The organism is Romboutsia sp. LXY-2, assembly GCF_056171995.1.
In genome coordinates, this window is the sequence record NZ_JBKFGI010000002.1 from 71,123 (window position 1) to 89,675 (window position 18,553).

17 protein-coding genes are annotated in these 18,553 nt (G+C 29.3%); all 17 read right to left on the minus strand.

What is annotated here, in order from left to right:
* Positions 1–34: 34 nt before the first annotated feature.
* The 17 genes from ACI48P_RS05415 to ACI48P_RS05495 all read right to left on the minus strand — a co-directional run bounded on the left by ACI48P_RS05415 (position 35) and on the right by ACI48P_RS05495 (position 18,465).
* Positions 35–727 (minus strand): sugar phosphate nucleotidyltransferase, encoded by a 693-nt coding sequence (locus ACI48P_RS05415; protein ID WP_475214298.1) that lies wholly within the window; start codon positions 725–727, stop codon positions 35–37.
* Positions 728–746: 19 nt separating this feature from the next.
* The gene (locus tag ACI48P_RS05420) at positions 747–1,712 is read right to left on the minus strand and encodes a DMT family transporter (RefSeq protein WP_475214300.1); all 966 of its coding nucleotides are present in this window, start codon (positions 1,710–1,712) and stop codon (positions 747–749) included.
* Between the two features lie 17 nt (positions 1,713–1,729).
* Positions 1,730–3,607 carry an NTP transferase domain-containing protein gene (locus ACI48P_RS05425; RefSeq protein WP_475214302.1) on the minus strand — a complete coding sequence of 626 codons (1,878 nt, stop codon included), beginning with the start codon at positions 3,605–3,607 and terminating at the stop codon, positions 1,730–1,732.
* 203 nt (positions 3,608–3,810) lie between these two features.
* Positions 3,811–3,915, minus strand: a complete 105-nt coding sequence (locus ACI48P_RS05430; RefSeq protein WP_475214392.1) for a hypothetical protein — start codon at positions 3,913–3,915, stop codon at positions 3,811–3,813.
* A 41-nt stretch (positions 3,916–3,956) separates the two neighbouring features.
* The gene (locus tag ACI48P_RS05435) at positions 3,957–4,814 is read right to left on the minus strand and encodes an N-acetylmuramoyl-L-alanine amidase (RefSeq protein WP_475214303.1); all 858 of its coding nucleotides are present in this window, start codon (positions 4,812–4,814) and stop codon (positions 3,957–3,959) included.
* A 138-nt stretch (positions 4,815–4,952) separates the two neighbouring features.
* Positions 4,953–6,491: a murein biosynthesis integral membrane protein MurJ gene (gene murJ, locus ACI48P_RS05440; RefSeq protein WP_475214305.1), complete on the minus strand. Its 1,539-nt coding sequence runs from the start codon at positions 6,489–6,491 to the stop codon at positions 4,953–4,955.
* A gap of 18 nt (positions 6,492–6,509) precedes the next feature.
* Positions 6,510–7,328 (minus strand): LicD family protein, encoded by an 819-nt coding sequence (locus tag ACI48P_RS05445; RefSeq protein WP_475214307.1) that lies wholly within the window; start codon positions 7,326–7,328, stop codon positions 6,510–6,512.
* 50 nt (positions 7,329–7,378) lie between these two features.
* Entirely contained in the window at positions 7,379–8,470 is a 1,092-nt protein-coding gene (locus ACI48P_RS05450; protein WP_475214309.1) for a glycosyltransferase, read from the minus strand.
* A 16-nt stretch (positions 8,471–8,486) separates the two neighbouring features.
* A complete protein-coding gene (locus ACI48P_RS05455; protein WP_475214310.1) occupies positions 8,487–9,782 on the minus strand; it encodes a UDP-glucose dehydrogenase family protein in 1,296 nt (431 codons plus the stop codon).
* 27 nt (positions 9,783–9,809) lie between these two features.
* Complete coding sequence (locus ACI48P_RS05460; protein WP_475214312.1) at positions 9,810–10,562, minus strand: glycosyltransferase family 2 protein; 753 nt, start codon at positions 10,560–10,562, stop codon at positions 9,810–9,812.
* 25 nt (positions 10,563–10,587) lie between these two features.
* Complete coding sequence (locus ACI48P_RS05465; protein WP_475214314.1) at positions 10,588–11,688, minus strand: hypothetical protein; 1,101 nt, start codon at positions 11,686–11,688, stop codon at positions 10,588–10,590.
* Between the two features lie 24 nt (positions 11,689–11,712).
* A complete protein-coding gene (locus tag ACI48P_RS05470; RefSeq protein WP_475214316.1) occupies positions 11,713–12,915 on the minus strand; it encodes a CDP-glycerol glycerophosphotransferase family protein in 1,203 nt (400 codons plus the stop codon).
* 29 nt (positions 12,916–12,944) lie between these two features.
* Positions 12,945–13,757, minus strand: coding sequence for a glycosyltransferase family A protein (locus tag ACI48P_RS05475; RefSeq protein WP_475214318.1), 813 nt, complete (start codon positions 13,755–13,757; stop codon positions 12,945–12,947).
* 21 nt (positions 13,758–13,778) lie between these two features.
* The gene (locus ACI48P_RS05480) at positions 13,779–14,549 is read right to left on the minus strand and encodes a glycosyltransferase family 2 protein (protein WP_475214320.1); all 771 of its coding nucleotides are present in this window, start codon (positions 14,547–14,549) and stop codon (positions 13,779–13,781) included.
* 85 nt (positions 14,550–14,634) lie between these two features.
* The gene (locus ACI48P_RS05485) at positions 14,635–15,297 is read right to left on the minus strand and encodes a sugar transferase (RefSeq protein ID WP_475214322.1); all 663 of its coding nucleotides are present in this window, start codon (positions 15,295–15,297) and stop codon (positions 14,635–14,637) included.
* Positions 15,298–15,403: 106 nt separating this feature from the next.
* Entirely contained in the window at positions 15,404–16,471 is a 1,068-nt protein-coding gene (locus tag ACI48P_RS05490; RefSeq protein WP_475214323.1) for a cell wall-binding repeat-containing protein, read from the minus strand.
* A 14-nt stretch (positions 16,472–16,485) separates the two neighbouring features.
* Entirely contained in the window at positions 16,486–18,465 is a 1,980-nt protein-coding gene (locus ACI48P_RS05495; protein ID WP_475214325.1) for a cell wall-binding repeat-containing protein, read from the minus strand.
* Positions 18,466–18,553: the final 88 nt, after the last annotated feature.

Consider the following 18,553-nt stretch of genomic DNA (forward strand, 5'->3'; position numbering starts at 1 on the left):
AAGAATAAGTGAATTCACTTATTCTTTTTATTTTCTATAATTTAATCTTTTCTAAATACTTATTTACCTTCTCTAAATCACTTAGTGAATCTATTTCAAAGCAATCATCAGAATTTATTTTTCTTATATAAACATCTAAGTCTTTTAAATTCTCTTTAACTATATCATCCCAGTATAGATTCTCAAAAGACTCACTTTGGATTGCTTCTTCTAGTTTTTTGACTATAGTGTTACCATCTTCTTCTGACCAGTATGAAACACCGCAAAGAATATACCCTTGGTCATCTCCTACAAATATATTATATACTTTATCATTTTCATCAGACTCTATTATCCACTCACCTTTAAAATCTTCTTTATATCCACTAAAGTAAGTGGATTTTTTAACCTTATCATCTATAAAGTTATTGTGTAAATATACATCTGCATCAATAACATAACTTCCTGCTAAATAATCCTTAACTAAATACATAGTATAAATATTATTGTAAACATCATATTTATCATTATGAACTAGCTTAACATTATACTTTTCTTTAAGATAATCAAATTTTTCTTTTAGATAACCAGTTACTACTATTATCTCTTCTATTCCTTTTTCTCTTAAAAACTGTATTTGTCTTTCTAGCATTTTGTTTCCATCAACTTCAACCAATGATTTTGGAGTATCTAAAGTTAATGGTCTTAATCTTGTTCCCATGCCAGCAGCTAAAAGTATTGCTCTCATCTGTTTCGTCCCTTCATCTTTAATTTTTAGACACCATTACTGATCCTATAATTATTAGTATACTACAAAGTATTAACTTTGGAGTAAATGTTCCTCCTAATAATATTACATCAAATACTATTGCCCATATTGAATAAGTAATATTAAGACCTGTTGCCTTAACTGGACCTATTTTATCTATGGCATTATAGTAGAAGATGTATGATAAAGTTCCTACTAACGCTACACCTACTATTAATACCAGTAAATCTGAAGTAACTGCTACTTTTGTTAATCCCAAACCTCCTACAAAAGGTACTATTATTATACCGTATGTTAGAGCAGATACTAACTGTCTTATTTGTAAAGCTTGTGTTGGGCTTACTTCATCATCTTTCATACCATATGCACAAATTACACTTTCAAGAGACCATCCTAATACACAGACTAAGGCACATCCAAATCCTATTAAGAAGTTTGTAGGATTTCCACTGTTTGGAGTGTATCCAATTATTATTACTGATAATATACTCAGACATAATCCTAACCAACCAGTTTTGCTTAACTTTTCTTTCAAAAATATATATGCAAAGAAGGCTCCCATAGCTGGATATATTGCAGATATACTAGCAGTGTATCCTGCACCAATATAGTTGATAGCCATTAGATATGCAGCCATACCTATAGGACCTCCAAATATTGCTGCAACACATACAAACTTACCACTTCTAGTTTTTAATAATTTTATAGTCTTTACTAACTCTCCTTTTATTAAAGAGAATAATACCATCCATATACTTGAAAAAGTATCATGTAAAAATGCACTAACAATTGGTGCAATAAGTATAGCTTGTGATGTATCTATAAATGGTGATTTACCAAGTATTAAACCCGTTATTGCAGTATCTAATCCCCATAATACTCCCGATAATATACCCGATGTTACTCCTACAGTTCCATTATTTTGAGCTGTAGTAGAAAAGTTTAATTTATTAACATTACTCATCCTACCCCTCCAGTATTTTAGTTTGCTATATCCATATTTTTGTCATAGTTTTTTAGCTTTAGAAGATTCTCTTTTGCTCTATTGTATCTATCTATTCCGTAACTACCAAAATCATCACCTTTTGCTTCTTTTAAATTAGTCCATATACTCCATAAGAAGTCTTGGCATATTTTATATATAAGTATCTTCTTTTTGTATCTTTCTTCAACAGATACATTTTCACCAAAATAATAGTGTAAGAATAATTCTTCTTCATCTTTACTAAAATCACATTCTATAATATGGGCCGCCAAATCCCACATTGGATCATTCATTCCTGAATACTCCCAGTCAATTAAATAAATTCTATCGTTTCCTTTTATAAAGTTTTCTGGCACAGTATCATTGTGACAAGACTTCAGCTCTCTACCTAAAGAATCTAACATTTCATTTAAATCTAATACTTGATCTTTAACTATTTCATAATCCTCAAAGTTTTTACCTTTTGCTTCTTCTAATAACTTTTCATATTTTTCTATTTCTCTAAATACATTAAATTCATTTTCAAAATCTATACATGAGTTATGAAGTTTTCTAAGTATTTCAGTAGTTAGCTTCATATTTTCATCTCTTTTTGCAGTACTTTGATTGATAGTTTCTGCATTTTCTATTAACCTACTTATCTTAATTCCACTTTCTGCATCACAGTATAGTATGTCAGTATCTAAACCAAGAATATTTGCTAGCCTACTGTTATACTTTTCATTATCTCTACTTATCATTTGCTCGGTTCCAACACCTGGCATTCTTAAGATATAGTATTCATCTTGAATATTAATCTTATAGTTTTTGTTTGTCATTCCTCCAGCTGGAACTATCTCCTTTATATCTTCTTCACATATATCTAGTATCTCAACAAGCTTGTCCTTTATATTATTTATCTTTATTTCTTGCTCTTTTCTTACAAGCTTACTGTAAATATGCTTAACTACTTTTTCATGGTGTTTCATTGTATCTATTTCTGACCATACTAAATCATCTATTTTTGTATATCCTATTTTGTATTCTCTTCCAATATCCAGAAGAGCATATTCATAGTTTAAGTAAGGATTTTTGTTGTCTTCAAATTCTTCTAACATCTTATTAAATACTTCATAAGATATTTTACTTAAGCCGATCATCTCTCCATCAATCTTATTAAATTGATGTATGTCTTTAGACATTTTGTATACATATCCATCTCTTATTTCTACTAAAGCTTCATCTCCAGATCCACTTTCACTTGTTATTATCATACAGTCTCTATCTTTACTTTCTAGAAGCTCTTTTATTGCTCTTTCTTCAAAGATTAAGTCATTTTCTAAAAGTAAGAAGTCATCACTAATTTCTTCTTTTACTAAAGACAGTGATGCCATGGTTCCTGTCCATTTATATTTATCATTTTTTACAAGTACAATATTGCTATTATTTTTAGCATACTCTTCATAGTATGAACTTTCATATCCTGTAACTATTACTACTTTTTCTATTCCGTTTTCAGTTAGTAAATCCATAAATCTATCTATTATTTTCTTTTCATTTAATTCTAAAAATGCTATTGGTTTACCAAACTCTTTTTTCTCTCCTGCTGCTAATATTACAGCTTGCTTTACCATTTTTTTATCATTTTGGTGTAATCTTATTTTTTTTGATTGTTCTGTTTGTATGTATTCTTCTAGAAGTTTAATGCCTTTACTAGTTAAGCTGTACATTGTTTTTTTATTATCTTTTTTTGTTTCTATATATTTTTCTGCTTCTAAATTTTTTATTATTGAATTAACTCCACCTATGGATAAACCTGATTGAGTTGCTAATTTTCTTTGTGTTATTTCTTCATTGTTATTTATTAAGTATAATATTTCATATAATTTTCCCATTTTTACCTCCTATATAGTTCATTTTTTGAACATAGGTTAATAGTAATATTAATTCTACCCATTGTCAATAATATTGCCTAAAATCGACTAATTATTTGTTCATTTTTTGAATATATTCTATTGACTTGATTCCATCATTAAAATATAAACTACAAAAAAAAGATATTGGCAATATAATACCAATATCTTTCATAAATCTAAATTTACTTTATTTTACTTCCTACTCCACTTGAATTTATTCTCCATCCGTCAATTGTAGTGTTTTTTGCCATTGATCCACCACTATATAAATAATACTTTATTCTAATTCAAACTTTAACTTATTTCTAGATTCTATTCTTCTAGAAAACTATAGATTGATAGCCTTGATAAGCTCTCCACTTTTAGCAAAAGAATATCTTTTTCCACTTATATCTACATGATTATTTTCCATTGCTCCACTCTCATTTAGATAATATTTTTTTCCATTATCCTCAAGCCATCCTATAGCCATAGATCCATCACTATTTAAATAATACCATTTGTCATTATCTTTAATCCATCCAGTTTGCATTTTGCAGTCCTGATTAAAGTAGTACCACTTATTATTATTCTTTTTCCATCCAATTACAGCATATCCTTTATTATTAAAGTAATACCATATATTACTTATTTTCCTCCAACAATTATATAACCATTTACCATTTTTTTTGTAGGACCATCCATCACTATATTTAGCCCAGCCATCACTTGATTTATTAATTTCTCTATTTACTCTATTTATAAAATCTTGATGGTCAGTAGTACTTGGACAATTTTTTCCACTCCAGTGTTTATGTGGTTTTAATTTGTCTACTCCTAGATTAAATTGTTTTAGAAGTTGAGCACATACTTCTACTGCATTAGCCTCTGCCTTTTTAAACTTTGGATTATCTTTGCCTAGAGCATTATAACATATTTCTACACTTATACTCTTTCTGTTACCATTACCATTGCCATCTCCTGCATTCCACGTGTTTCTATCAAATGGAATACCTTGTATTGCTTCTATATCATCAACAGCTACATGAAAGGATACTTCTTTATCATTACTTATCATATAATTGATTTCGTCTTTAGCAGATGCAGAATTATCTGTATTATGAAAAGTTATATATTCTGGAACCATAAGATAAGGACACTTAATATTATACTTTTCAGATCTAACCAAATTTTGTTTGATTTGCATTCTTACACCTCCTAATAAATATATGATTTTTAACTATATTTAGTTACTTTTTTACATAATTTTACATAATCTGTTATTTATAAATAAAAAAGTATCTTACAAAACAATAATTCTATTATTTCATAAGATACCTATAATTTATTTTTTAAATTTACTTTTAACCATATCTACTATACTTATAAGCTCTTCAGATTTTAGTAAGTACATCATTATAAAGTATATAAGAGCTCCTACACCAATCGATGAGCCTAAAGCTATTGCTTCATTTATAAAACCAGTACCTAAAATGCCACTTGCCCAATTAAATATAAATTTAGATACAATCCCCATCACTAAAGCTGATGCTAAAGCTTTAAAGAATGCTACAAAGATTTTATTTTGTTCAAAATCTCCAATTTTCTTTCTTAAATTTATATAGAACAATACTAATCCTATATATGCGGCTATAGTACTTGCTAAAGCAAGCCCTTGGTAACCTAGAGGTTTTATAAATAATAAGTTAAGTACAATATTAAACACAATAGCAATCATACCATTTACCATAGGCGTTTTACTATCTTGCAGAGAGTAGAATCCTCTAGACATAACATCTCTTATTGCAAAGGCTAATACACCAACAGTATATAACTTAAGAATATTTGCAGTCATAACAGTATCCTCATATGTGAACTTACCTCTTTGAAGCAATATCTTAACTATAGGAATAGCTAAAACAGAAGCTCCAACTACTACAGGCACTAATAATGTTATTACCACATTTATAGTTTTTCTAAGTGATGTTTTAAATGCTTTAGTGTCATCCTTAACCATCAACTTAGAAAGCTTTGGATATACAACAGCAAGTATAGATGTTATAAATAATGCTTGTACAAACTCATATAATCTATTAGCATAGTTAAAAGATGCAACAACATTCATTCCTAATGTGGAAGCAAGAGTCTTATCTACAATTGAGTTTATTTGATTAACTCCAACACCTATTACAACAGGAAGTACAAGTACTAGTATTTCCTTCATCGCAGGATCTTTAAGATTCATCTTAAATGAGTATCTAAATCCTTTTTTGTATGCAAAAGGTACTTGGAATAAAAACTTACACATAATGGCTATTAGTGTTCCGTACACTAATATATACACACTATGATTAATACTTAGATAAATAGATATAATAATAACTACACTATAAGGTATACCTATTAACCCCGGTATTAAGAAGCTATTTTTTATTTGTAAGTAACTAGTCATTATAAATGATAGTCCTACAAAAACAATACTCACTAACAATATTCTTGCAAAACTTATAGTTGTAGCAAGTACCTCTCCTTCATAACCTGCAGCAAATAATTTTACCAAAGGCTCAGTGAATATTATTCCTAGACCTGCCATTATAATACAAGCAATAGATACTATATTTATTAAAGTATTTGTAAATTCTAGTGCCCTTTTTTCTCCAGACTCTTCTCTTAGCTTGTTGTACATTGGAATCAAGCTAGTAGCCAGAGCTGAAGCTATTACTGAGAATAATACAACCGGTATATTATTAGCAGTAGTATATGCTGCTGCATACAATCCCGTCCCATAGGCTGCCGCTAGAACTTGTTCTCTGACTAAGCCTAGCACCTTTGATAGTACTGTTACTATCATTAGCCCTAAAGCTGCTTTAGCTGTTTTAGACATTTTTATTGCTCCTTCATTTTAAAGTTTTAAGTCTAGTACATGAGGAATTCTCTCACTCTCAGGTGGAACTTGCATATAGTCACCATACATTTGAGTTAGATAATTATGACAGTTATTAGGTGCATAGAATTTATATCCTTCAAACTCAACTTCTGTTAATGGATATATATCTTCTTTCTTCTGTAAATAATTTTCCTTCATAAACGGAGTATCTACTCCATAGATAATATGGGTAGCTTTTCCGCTTTCCTCTAGCTTATTACACTTATTTATCCATAAATCTTCTATCTTCATTTTTTGTAATACATACTTAAAGCGCGCTTTCAAAGTCTTTGGATTAACGTTTCTAAAATAAGCAACTGTATGCATAAATCTTGCATACTTTGTTGTACACATTCCAGCAACAACAGAATCCATAGGGAATATATCAACAAATACTCCTCTACAATTTAACTTTGAATCTCTATCAAATCCTTTAAAGTGGTCTATATAATATAATTTTGCAAAAGATGGTTTTATATCTATATCACCTTGACTCCATTCTCTAGAATCTTTATTTTCATATTTAATTCCGTCTGGAAGCTTGCTTTCTACAATATTTATAAACTTTTCATAATCTTTTCTTGGCATACAAATATCGCAATCATCATCCCATGGAATAAATCCCCCATGTCTGATTGCGCCTAATAAAGTTCCTGCATCAAGCCAATATGTAATATTATTCTCTCTACAAATCTCATCTACTACTAAAAGTATCTCTAATATTGTTTGGTGCGCTTTTTGTAAAACATCAGTGTTCGGATTTTGTATTATAGTTTCTACCTTGTTCCTAAACATAAGCTTTCTCCTAACTAAAATAGTAAGATAGTCAAATATACTTATCTATATTAATTATTGTTTAATATAGATAAGTATATTTGTTCTATTTCATTAAAGTTTAAATTCACTTCATAATTTTTCGCGATGAACTCTCTACCTTTTTTTCCCATATCAAGTTTTAAATCTTCATTTTCCATAATTTTTATTATAGACTCTTGAAGATTATTTATATCTTCACATTTTACAACAATTCCACTTTGATTGTCTAGTACTACTTCTGGATGTCCACCTACATCACTTATAATAACAGGAATCTCACATGACTGAGCTTCAATAGCTGCTACTCCAAAACTTTCTCTTAGTGAAGGGAATACAGCCACATCAAAGGTATTGAATGTATGAGCAACTTTATCTAATGGTATTCTTCCTAAAAATTCAACATCATCTTGTATATTAAGCTCTTTAGTTAAAGAAACAAGGTTGTCCATTTGACTTCCTGAACCACCTATCTTTAACTTAATTACTTTGTCTTTATTACTATCTTTTACAAGCTTAAAAGCTTTTATTAAATAATCTATACCATACTTTTTTTCTAGAGTTTTTATAGTCCCTATTACAAAAGTATTATTTTCTTTAGTTACATCTTCTATTGGCTTAAATATATCCATATCCACCCCAAAAGGAGTTATATAAATCTTCTTGTCTGTATATTTATTAGTTTCTTTTGCCATATCTTTACTTGTAGAAAATATGTAGTCAGCTTTTTTTAGATTGTGCTTTATTATAGATTTTTGGATAAATCCACTATTTGGAAAATCATATATATCTGTTCCCCATACTGATATAACATATGGATGATAATTTAACATACTTCCTATTAAACCATAACTACTAGCATAGTGAGCATGTAAGATATCAGGCTTAATTTCTTTTATGATTTTTTTTATTTCACCTATAGCCGTAATATACTTCATCTTTTTAAAAGGACTTTTATTTTTTAGTTCTTTTACATTATAACTAAAATTGTGTACAGTTACACCATCTATTTGCCCTTCATTCAATGAAATAACATGTATATTGTATCCTTTACCTTTAAAATAATTACACCATTTAATAGTATGAGGATTTGATGCATCTGCTAAATAACAAATTGTACTCATAGCATCCCCTTTCTCTTTATCTTCCTATAGAATAATATTCTATCCCTATATTTTTCATATGCTCTGGGTTGTAACAATTTCTTCCATCTAATACTAAAGCTCTATTCATCTTTTCTTTATAATTTTGTGTATTATATTTTATAATCTCTTTCCACTCAGTCATTATAAAACAAATATCAGCACCATCTATGGCTTCATCTATACTTTCAGTGTACTCGATAGTATCCTTAAATATTTTTTTAGTGTTCTCTATTCCTACAGGATCATATGCTACTACATTTGCTCCTCTTTCAACTAGATAATGAATATTCGGAATAGAAGGAGCTTCTCTTAAGTCATCAGTTTCTGGTTTGAAAGTCAGTCCCAAGATTGCTACTTTAAGATCTTTAAAACTATCTACTAAGTTAGAAGCTTTTCTTGCTAACTTAAGCTTTTGATTTTCATTTACTTCTATTGCAGCCTTTACAGTCTTTAACTCATATCCATTATGTGAGGCTAACCAATGAAGAGCTTTTGTATCCTTAGGGAAACAAGATCCTCCATAACCTATTCCAGCTTTCAAGAATTTACTTCCTATTCTATCGTCAAAGCTCATACCTTTAGCCACATCTTCAACATTAGCTCCTACGATTTCACAAAGATTTGCAATATCATTCATAAAAGATATTTTTAGTGCTAAGAAGTCATTTGATGCATATTTTATCATCTCTGCACTATTTCTATTAGTTACTACTATTGGCTGATTAAATGGCTTGTAGATATTTTCTAGTATATCTTTTGCCCATTCACTTTCAACACCGATAACTATTCTAGATGCTTGAAGCGTATCTTTTACTGCAGTTCCCTGAGACAAAAACTCAGGGTTAGATGCTAATTCTATTTTAACTTTATGTTTTAAATTTTTTCTTATATATGCTTCTATCTCATCATTTGTTCCTATAGGAACTGTTGATTTTATTACTATTAATGTATCTTTAGTAATATTTTGTGCAACTTGTTTAGCAACTTGCTTAATATAATCCAAATTAGGGCTTCCGTCACTTCTTTCCGGAGTACCTACGGCTATTATAATTACATCTGCGTCCTCGTATGCACTTTTATAGTCTGTAGTATAATCTAATCTATTTAAGTTATAGTTTTTAACCATAAGTTCTTCTAAATCTTCTTCATAGATTGGTGATTTTCCAGACTTCATAGCTTGTACTTTTTTTTCATCTATATCAACGCATACTACGTTTTTATGACCTGCTTCTGCCAAACAAACCCCTGTTACCAATCCCACATAACCAGTTCCTGCTACAGCTATTTTCATACTCTTTCCCTCCGAATTGCACAAAACTTATACTCTCTTCTTTATCGCATTAAACACATAAAAACAAAACACATATGCACTCTTTATTAAGCTTAGTTTTTCTACATTTCTGTAGGTATTCCATGTTCTTTTCAATGCTATTACCTTATTACTTGATATAGACCCATCAACCAATCTATAATTAACTAATGGTTCTACTATACCATAGGCATACTTTTCTTTTTTAAGTATTTTTAGCCAAGTCGCAGTGTCTTGCCCTCTTCTAATTAAAGGCATATCAAAATCTCCAACTATATCTTTGTCAATTACTACTGTGGAACATCCTATAATAGTATTTCTTAATAAGCCTTCATAATTTATTTTGTATGGTGCTTTTGCTACTTTGGTAGTTTTTGTACCATCTTCTTTCATATATCTATAAGAAGTGAAAGTAAATCCAATATTTTCTTTTAACATATAGTTAATTTGAGTTTCTAATTTTTTAGGCTCCCATAAATCATCACTATCTACAAAAGATACAAATCTACCTTTAGCTTTTTTTAAACCATAATTTCTAGTTACAGCCGCCCCAGAGTTTTTTTCCATCTTTATATATTTAATTCGGTTATCTTCCTCTTGATGCTTTGCTATTATAGATGCTGAATCATCTGTAGAGCAATCATCAACCAATAAAAGTTCCCAAGTTTTGTATGTTTGGTTTTGAATTGATCTTATAGTTTCTTCTATAAAATCAGATGAATTATATACAGGAGTTATTATTGATACTAAATACTCATTCATAATTTCTTCCTCCTTACTTAACTCTTTACTTGCTTAATTTTCTATGGTGTGTTTTTTTATACAATTTACTAAGAGCATATGGTATAAATATAAAACTTATATTTACAGCTAAATCTAATAATATACTTTCTGCAAATGCATATATAAGTATAGAAGTTACTAACATAACCTCTGCTTTTTTATTATCATTGCACAATGAGTAAATAGCATAAGCATATAATAACATTAGTACTATAAACACAACAATCCCAGCTGTATATAATGTTAATATATAACCGCTGTCTAACGGTAATCTGGGTTTAAAAACAATCTCTCTTATATTATCATTATAGCCCATAAGCTTTAATCCATATTCTTCATGTGTAAGGTACCTATACCAATACAACGGTCTATGAGATAATAATTTATTCATCAACGGACTATTTCTATACATATAAGCAATAAACACACTGCCACTAGATATTATTATTGGCACCAACACTAAAGGTATTTTTATCCATTTTTTTGTAATATCTATTTTTTTCAAAATTATAGTAAGAACAAAAGCAAATACTACTGTTAAAAATCCAGTTCTAGTCTCTGTCTCAGCATATACAACTATCGGAAATATTACTAGTAGTATTAAATCTTTCTTATCTAATTCATTAAATTTAAGATATAGATAAGCTAAATATATTACAAAAAATGACACATATGCTCCATTCGGATTTCCAAATCCAAGGTCATTTCTATTACCTACATATTCTGTAGGCATAATATTTATTAGGTTAAGTACTATCGATATTATAAAAAATAATAGACTTGTAACAATATAATTTTTCATTATATCTTTCATATTTATATTTAAAAGAGCTAGCGCTAGTGTATATGCATATATTAAAGAAGTACTTCTTGTAAATATAAATTGTATGCACAATAATCCGAACATCCCCAAGTGATATATATTGTATTTTTTTATATTGTTAAATACCAAAAACAACGCTAGCAATCCAGTTATAACCATGCATATTTTTGCAACAGGAATAGGTCCACCTTCAAAAAACCTATTTGAATAATATTTCGCTACAATAAAAAATACTAGTAAAGTTCCTGCAACATTATTATAGTTTTTATCTATCCTATTCATTAATTCACCTACTCTCCTCTAAAACTACATAGATTTTATAGCCTCGAAGTTTCTTTGGCAGTTTTTATTATCTCTTCGATTAAATGTACAATCTATTCTCTTTTTAAAAACAGGTTCTACAGCAAAATTGTTATTAATATACTCTTCTAATACATCAACCATTTCTTCTTCTTCGCCTATTATTTTTCCAAACCCATCTACTTCATAATCAAAGTATCCATATTTGTAGTGCTCTAACTCATCAAAATGATAGTAGACTATTGGCTTTTGCATATATGCAAAGTCAAAAGCAACACTTGAGTAATCTGTTATTAATAACTTTGATTCTTTCAATAATACTTGGACATCGTAGTCGTCTTTACTAGCTATAGTTATATTTTTGCAGCTAGTTTTAAAGTATTTTCTATATGGTTGCATCTCATAGTGTGGATAGAATATAAATTTACAATTATTTTTTTCTAAGATTTCCTGTAATCTTTTGTTGTTTATTAAAGAGTTATACCTTTCAAAATACTGAGAATTTAAAAACAATCTATCATCCACTGATTTATGTTTTATATATGATGGATTTATTATGTCTTTCCTCCACGTTGGCATAAGTACAATTTGATTTTTAGTTGTGAAATCATATAGATTATCTAGTCTAGCGATACCTGTTTGTACAACTTCATTCTTTTCATATCCGTAAGATTCACCACATATAGATTCATACTCTTTCGTAGTTGTTGTTATAAACAAATCTATTTTACTATCTTTCTTACTAAGAATATCACTTAAATCATGTAATATTATACCATGTTGTAAAAATATAAATTTTTTCTTATTTTTTCTGTCTAATATAAGTTTGTATAATTTATAACTCCAAGGCTCTAAAAAACCTATATGAGTACACAATGCCTTCTCACATAATAAGAATGCTATTTTGTGTTCAAAGCTACCGTATTCTATTATATTTCCTAAGTCTTTAACTTTGCTATAATCTGTTGTTTTGCTACTATCCATTAGGTAATGAGCATTTATCTCTGGATGAGTTTCTCTTAAATACTTAAAGAACACATATCCGTTATCTTTAGCCTCATTTCCCCTCTCACTTATCAACCACATATCCTTATACTTATCTTTATTCTTATATAAAATAGATATGGGGTAATAGTAAATCATATTTAGAGCTTGTACACTTAATCGTAGAATCTTTCTAAACAATTCAACAAATTTATTTTTATTCATCAGTCATTTGGCTCCCCTTCTATAATCATTTATACTTCAAACTTTTTAAACTCTTCTATAGCTTTTTTGTATACCTTCCAAAACTGTCCATTTGAAAATTTATCTACCATACTCTTCTTTTTTATAGCAAATGCTATAAACATAGGTAATCCTATGCTGCTTCCAAATAATCTTTTGAATACAGGACCTTTTCCTATAAATGCTTTTTCATCTAGATAATTACATTCTTTTTTAGGATGATATGCTACTATCACAGGAAAATAATCCATTTTCTTATATCCTTTATTATAAATATCCATTAAATATATATTTTCTTCTCCAGAGTTGTACTCTTTTCCAACCCCAAACCTTTCATCGAAACCATCTTTATAAACAGGCACTTTGTTCATATTAATATATATATCTAAAGATAATTGCTTTAATATTCGTCTCTTACCAAATCCTAAAATCATCTTGTCTGGATATACCGTCGTATACTCTTGTTTATCTGGGTCTATATGTTTAAAACTAAGAACATCTGAGTCATATTTTTCCACATATTCTTTTACTATCTTTAAAGCATTTTCATCGTACCATCCATCATCATCCGAAAATGCAAGTATATCTCCACTAACATAAGGTAGACCTGTATTTTTTGCTAATGATGTCCCTCTACCATCCATGGGTATATGATTATACTCAAATTTATAATTAGAAAGAATCTCTGCTATTTTTTTATGGTTTCCTTGTGAAACTACTATAAGTTCAAAATTCTTATAAGTTTGTTTTTCTAAACTATCAAATAATCTTATAAGCTCCTCTTCTCTTGAACCTAAAGTTGGTAATAACATACTAAATTTCATTTTTAGTTCCTCTCTTATTATTTATGATTTTACGTTAAAAAATCTTTTCTTAATGTTAACAAGTGCATAATTAGTAAAACAATATATAGCTTTTGGCAATGGTACTTCTTCTATATTCCTAATTATGTTCCAAGTCCACATTGCAGACTTTAATTTATTTCCTGATAAAGAATTCGCTCTTACTCTATATAAAGCTAAATTTTCATCTAAGCCATATGCTTTATAACCTTTTTTAAGTATAGATAACCAAGTTGCATAGTCTTCATGATGAATTGTTGGCATAAAAACCTCACCTATAATATTCTTGTCAATAACAACTGTTAAACAAGGTATACAGTTTTGCTTTAATAAGTCATCATAAGAAACTTCTTTTCTAGCATTAACTATATTTCTTAATATTTGACCTTGTTCATTTATATATTGGTATCCTGTGAAAGTAAACCCATAATTATTTTCAATCATAAATTTAACTTGTTTTTCTATTTTATCTTTTGACCATAAGTCATCGCTATCTAAAAATGCGATATATCTTCCACTAGCATTTTTTATTCCTACGTTTCTAGCATTTGCTACACCCTTATTTTCCGTTAAAAAAATTGGCTTTATATTATCATATTTTTCTTCATATTTTGTTATTATTTCTCTAGAGTTATCTTTAGACATATCGTCTACAAGTATTATTTCTATATTTTCATAAGTTTGACTAAGGGCACTATCCAATGTGTCTACTAAAAAGTGCTCTGCATTATAAACTGGCATAATTACTGATACCAAGTTATCATTTGTTGCCATTATTTTTCCTCCCTATTAGAATAGAAGTTCTGCATAAAAAAACAATATACCCAAAAATTAATTTGAATACATTGTTATTAACTAATTATCTTGCGCCTTCTCCTGTGAAAACTACTTTTATCGTTTTAAACAATATATTCATATCCATCAGGAAACTCCTATTTTTTATATAGTATATATCTGCTTTAAGCTTCTCCTCTGGAGTAATATCATATCCCCCATTTACTTGTGCCCATCCAGTTAGTCCAGGCTTTATAGCTAATCTATTAACAAACCCTGGTATTTCTTCGTTAAATTGTACTGTAAAAGATGGTCTTTCTGGTCTAGGTCCTATAATACTCATATCTCCCTTTAATATGTTAAACAATTGTGGAATTTCATCAATTCTTGTTTTTCTGATAAATTTACCTACTTTAGTAATTCTAGGATCATCTTTTTCTGCCCATTGAGCACCAAACTTTTCAGCATCAGTTCTCATAGACCTTAATTTATAGATATAAAACTTTTTTCCGCTTTTTCCTAGTCTTTCTTGTTTATAAGTGATTGGTCCATTATCTTCTAACTTTATAAGAATTCCAAATATAGCTATTATTGGGATACCTATTACCAAACCTACCAAGGATACTAAAATATCTAGTAACCTTTGGTATGCGTCAAATATAGCCTTTCCTTTAACTATACTATAGTCAATCTCATTTACATACTTAGGGTAATTAAACTCAAAACCATTGCTCATATATTCAGACATAATTACCTCCACTTTTATAATTTTAATAAAAAATCATAGTTCGACTAATTTTAATATTATTTTAATATTATACTCAAAATTCGTCATATTATCAATACAATATCTGTTATTGAGTCAAACGAATTCGCTTTAGAGTTATTATAGCTAAGATTGTTATTATTATTGTGTTTAAAATTCTAAAAGTTTCTTTTGTAATAAGTCTCGGTCTTGTTAATTCAAAACCAACTTGAGTTATTTTTTCTATTTTTGAATCTTTTAAAAATGCTGATTGTTCTTTTGTTACAGCTTTATGTTCAGCAAATAATATTGGAATATTATTTTTAGCTGCTATAGGAGCTAAAGATAATGTATCTAAAAACTCAGCATGTGTTTCTATTCCACCTTTAGTATAATACACTTCATTAATTTCATCTGATTTATAGAAAGTTTTTATTATATTTAGATTAGTTTCAAATCTGTCTTTTCCGCTAATTCTTGTAGTATTTGGCATCATATCTGCAAATACTTGAGGGAATTGACCTTCACTTCCTATAAAGTACGTATTCTTAATATTATGCTTCTTAGCAAATTCTATTACTTCTTTTCTGTTGCTTTTTTTCATTAATATAATAGGCATGTCTGATTTTGCAGCAGCTGATGATAAAGAAACACCATCTGGCATTCCATACATTATGCTTACTAATGCTAAATCTTCTATATCTACTATTTTTGACATTTCTTCTGCAACTAATACAGATGTCTCAAATCCATTTTTGCCACCTATTCTAACTACAGAAAATCCTTCTCTTGAAAGTATTTTTGTTTGATATGTAGATATAGCTTTATCTCTTCCTATTGCATATATATTTTCTACGCCTAGATTTTTTAATTGGTCTAGGATCTTTTCATTCATTTCGTCAGTGCTAGTAAAGAAAATAGGTATATTTTTTGCCTTTGCAAAAGGTACTGCACATATAGCATCACTTATTGACTTAGAGTTAACAAGTACAGCTTCCTTTGCACTAGTAAAGCCTTCTTCACTAATATTGACCATAGTCTCATATCTATCACTACCTACAATCTTATCTTTTTCATATTCTTTCAGGTAGTTTTGGTCTAAATACACTTTCAGACCAAAACCAGCTACTAAAAGAACTAGTATTGCAGATAGAGCAATAATAATTTTTTTGCCCATTTTTTATCTCCTTGTTACTTTAGAGTATCTTCTATCCCCTTAGCTATTTGAACACCTATGTCTCTTCTTTTTTGTTCAGTGTCTAATTGTTTTATATCACTTGCATTATCAATGAATGCACACTCAACTAATGCTGCTGGAGCAGTTGATTCTCTATTTACATATAAGTAATCTTTTCCGTCATTTCTTAATCTTATCTTTATGCCTCTATTTCTAAATGAGTATTTTTCTAGTACTCTGTTTAGTATATTTGTAGATAATGTCTTACTTGGTCCACCCTTTTCATCTTTACTTTGGTAATAAACTTCTGTTCCTCCGCTATTGTTTCCTTTATCGTAAGCGTTGTAGTGAATACTTACAAAGTAGTCAGGGTTTATAGCATTACTGATGCTAACTTTTGTTGGAACATCTTGAGTAATATCGCTATCTCTAGTAAGTACTACATTTATTCCTTGTTGTCTAAGATATTCATTAGCTCCTAGAGCCGCGTCTAATGTATAATTTTTCTCTTGTATCGAACCATCCAGATGGTTAACTGCTCCTGAATCTGCTCCTCCGTGACCTGCATCTATTACAACAGTAGCAGTACCAGAGTTATGTTTTGATAGCTTGTATGCTATATCATTCATTACATTTGATTGTATTGTTCCACCAATTTGATATACAATACCAGCAGATTTTTTACTTAGGTTATTTTCATGGTATTTTGATACATATGTTGTTGGTGTTATTAGTATTGGTGAATTTAACTTAGCTGCTAATGGTCCTGCAGATAATGCATCTACCAAAACATCTGATCTAGCTACTAATACAGCCTCTAACTCATCTTGTGTATAAAATCTTTCTATAACCTTTGCATTTGTTTCGTGTCTATCAGATCCATATACTCTATTTGAGTAGGCGCTGTTTGATGTTATATCATTAGCTTGGTGTATAACAGAAGTAGCTATTACACTTTCTCCTCCTATAAAGTAAGCATCTTTTAATTTTTGACTTTTCAGCCATGTATAAGTATCTTTAGGTATTTCTTCTTTATGAGTTAATATTATTGGCTCTTTATCACTACCAGCTTTTGCTGCTATTGTAAGGGCATCTACTTCACCATTATACCCATTTGCCATGTATATTTTTGTTATATCATGATTTGCATCTATTTCTTGAGCTATTTTTAGCGATGTATCATGTCTGTCTTTTCCTGCAAGACGTCTCACTTTCGTGTTTGTAGTTGATTTTACTTGGTTAATTACACTTTCCGAGATAACACTGTCTCCACCTACTACTATTACCTCACTTGGATTAAGTCTCTTTATTTCTTCTTTTGTTTCATTAGATATAGAGTCTTTTGTAGAGAGAAGTATAGGTGCATCATAAGTATTGGCTAAAGGTGTAGCTGTTATACCATCTGCTATGGCAGATCCATTTACTATTATTACTTTATTTGCTCCACCGCTCCATCCTTCTTTACTTATTGATATAGCAGTATCTTGTCTTTCAGCTCCTGCTAACTTCTTTATTGGAGCTGCTGTTTTTTCCATGTAGCTAGCTAAGCTTGCATTGTTGTATACAAGGTACTCTTGAATTATATCGTATTGTTTTAAATCTAAACCTTCTTTTTCTAAGTCTTCTTTAGTTATAGTTTGTGGATTGTCTACACTGTTTATTACTATGTTGTCTATACTCCATACATATAATGATTCTGGTGATTTATTGAAGTTTATTGTTCCTTCATAAGCCTTTGTTGATTCATTATATGTTAGTTCTGTGCTTAAAGGCATATCATAGCATATTAAGTTTAATGTTATACTGTCGCTATTAGGTTTTTCTTTAAAAGATATACTTACTTTTGATGTATCTCCTAATAGTATGCTTCTTTTTTCTATATTTATATTAATATTATTATTTTCTACTGTTTCAGCTGCTACAAATGCTACGTTTGGCATGACCATAGATAGTGATAACATTCCTGCTGTTGCTAGCTTTGTACTTTTTTTCATAAAAATCCCCCTATTTTCGTTAAATCACTATTTATTATATCATATTAACTATCAAAACAACATAAATTTACCAGTATCAATAAATTAT

Excerpts from the sequence above, each read along its gene's own strand:
- ACI48P_RS05420 (WP_475214300.1), bottom strand. The coding sequence starts at position 1,712 with ATGAGTAATGTTAATAAATTAAACTTTTCTACTACAGCTCAAAATAAT.
- ACI48P_RS05480 (WP_475214320.1), bottom strand. The coding sequence starts at position 14,549 with ATGGCAACAAATGATAACTTGGTATCAGTAATTATGCCAGTTTATAAT.
- ACI48P_RS05485 (WP_475214322.1), bottom strand. The coding sequence starts at position 15,297 with ATGTCTGAATATATGAGCAATGGTTTTGAGTTTAATTACCCTAAGTAT.
- ACI48P_RS05460 (WP_475214312.1), bottom strand. The coding sequence starts at position 10,562 with ATGAATGAGTATTTAGTATCAATAATAACTCCTGTATATAATTCATCT.
- murJ (WP_475214305.1), bottom strand. The coding sequence starts at position 6,491 with ATGTCTAAAACAGCTAAAGCAGCTTTAGGGCTAATGATAGTAACAGTA.
- ACI48P_RS05445 (WP_475214307.1), bottom strand. The coding sequence starts at position 7,328 with ATGTTTAGGAACAAGGTAGAAACTATAATACAAAATCCGAACACTGAT.
- ACI48P_RS05490 (WP_475214323.1), bottom strand. The coding sequence starts at position 16,471 with ATGGGCAAAAAAATTATTATTGCTCTATCTGCAATACTAGTTCTTTTA.
- ACI48P_RS05495 (WP_475214325.1), bottom strand. The coding sequence starts at position 18,465 with ATGAAAAAAAGTACAAAGCTAGCAACAGCAGGAATGTTATCACTATCT.
- ACI48P_RS05465 (WP_475214314.1), bottom strand. The coding sequence starts at position 11,688 with ATGAATAGGATAGATAAAAACTATAATAATGTTGCAGGAACTTTACTA.
- ACI48P_RS05470 (WP_475214316.1), bottom strand. The coding sequence starts at position 12,915 with ATGAATAAAAATAAATTTGTTGAATTGTTTAGAAAGATTCTACGATTA.
- ACI48P_RS05415 (WP_475214298.1), bottom strand. The coding sequence starts at position 727 with ATGAGAGCAATACTTTTAGCTGCTGGCATGGGAACAAGATTAAGACCA.
- ACI48P_RS05425 (WP_475214302.1), bottom strand. The coding sequence starts at position 3,607 with ATGGGAAAATTATATGAAATATTATACTTAATAAATAACAATGAAGAA.
- ACI48P_RS05435 (WP_475214303.1), bottom strand. The coding sequence starts at position 4,814 with ATGCAAATCAAACAAAATTTGGTTAGATCTGAAAAGTATAATATTAAG.
- ACI48P_RS05455 (WP_475214310.1), bottom strand. The coding sequence starts at position 9,782 with ATGAAAATAGCTGTAGCAGGAACTGGTTATGTGGGATTGGTAACAGGG.
- ACI48P_RS05475 (WP_475214318.1), bottom strand. The coding sequence starts at position 13,757 with ATGAAATTTAGTATGTTATTACCAACTTTAGGTTCAAGAGAAGAGGAG.
- ACI48P_RS05450 (WP_475214309.1), bottom strand. The coding sequence starts at position 8,470 with ATGAGTACAATTTGTTATTTAGCAGATGCATCAAATCCTCATACTATT.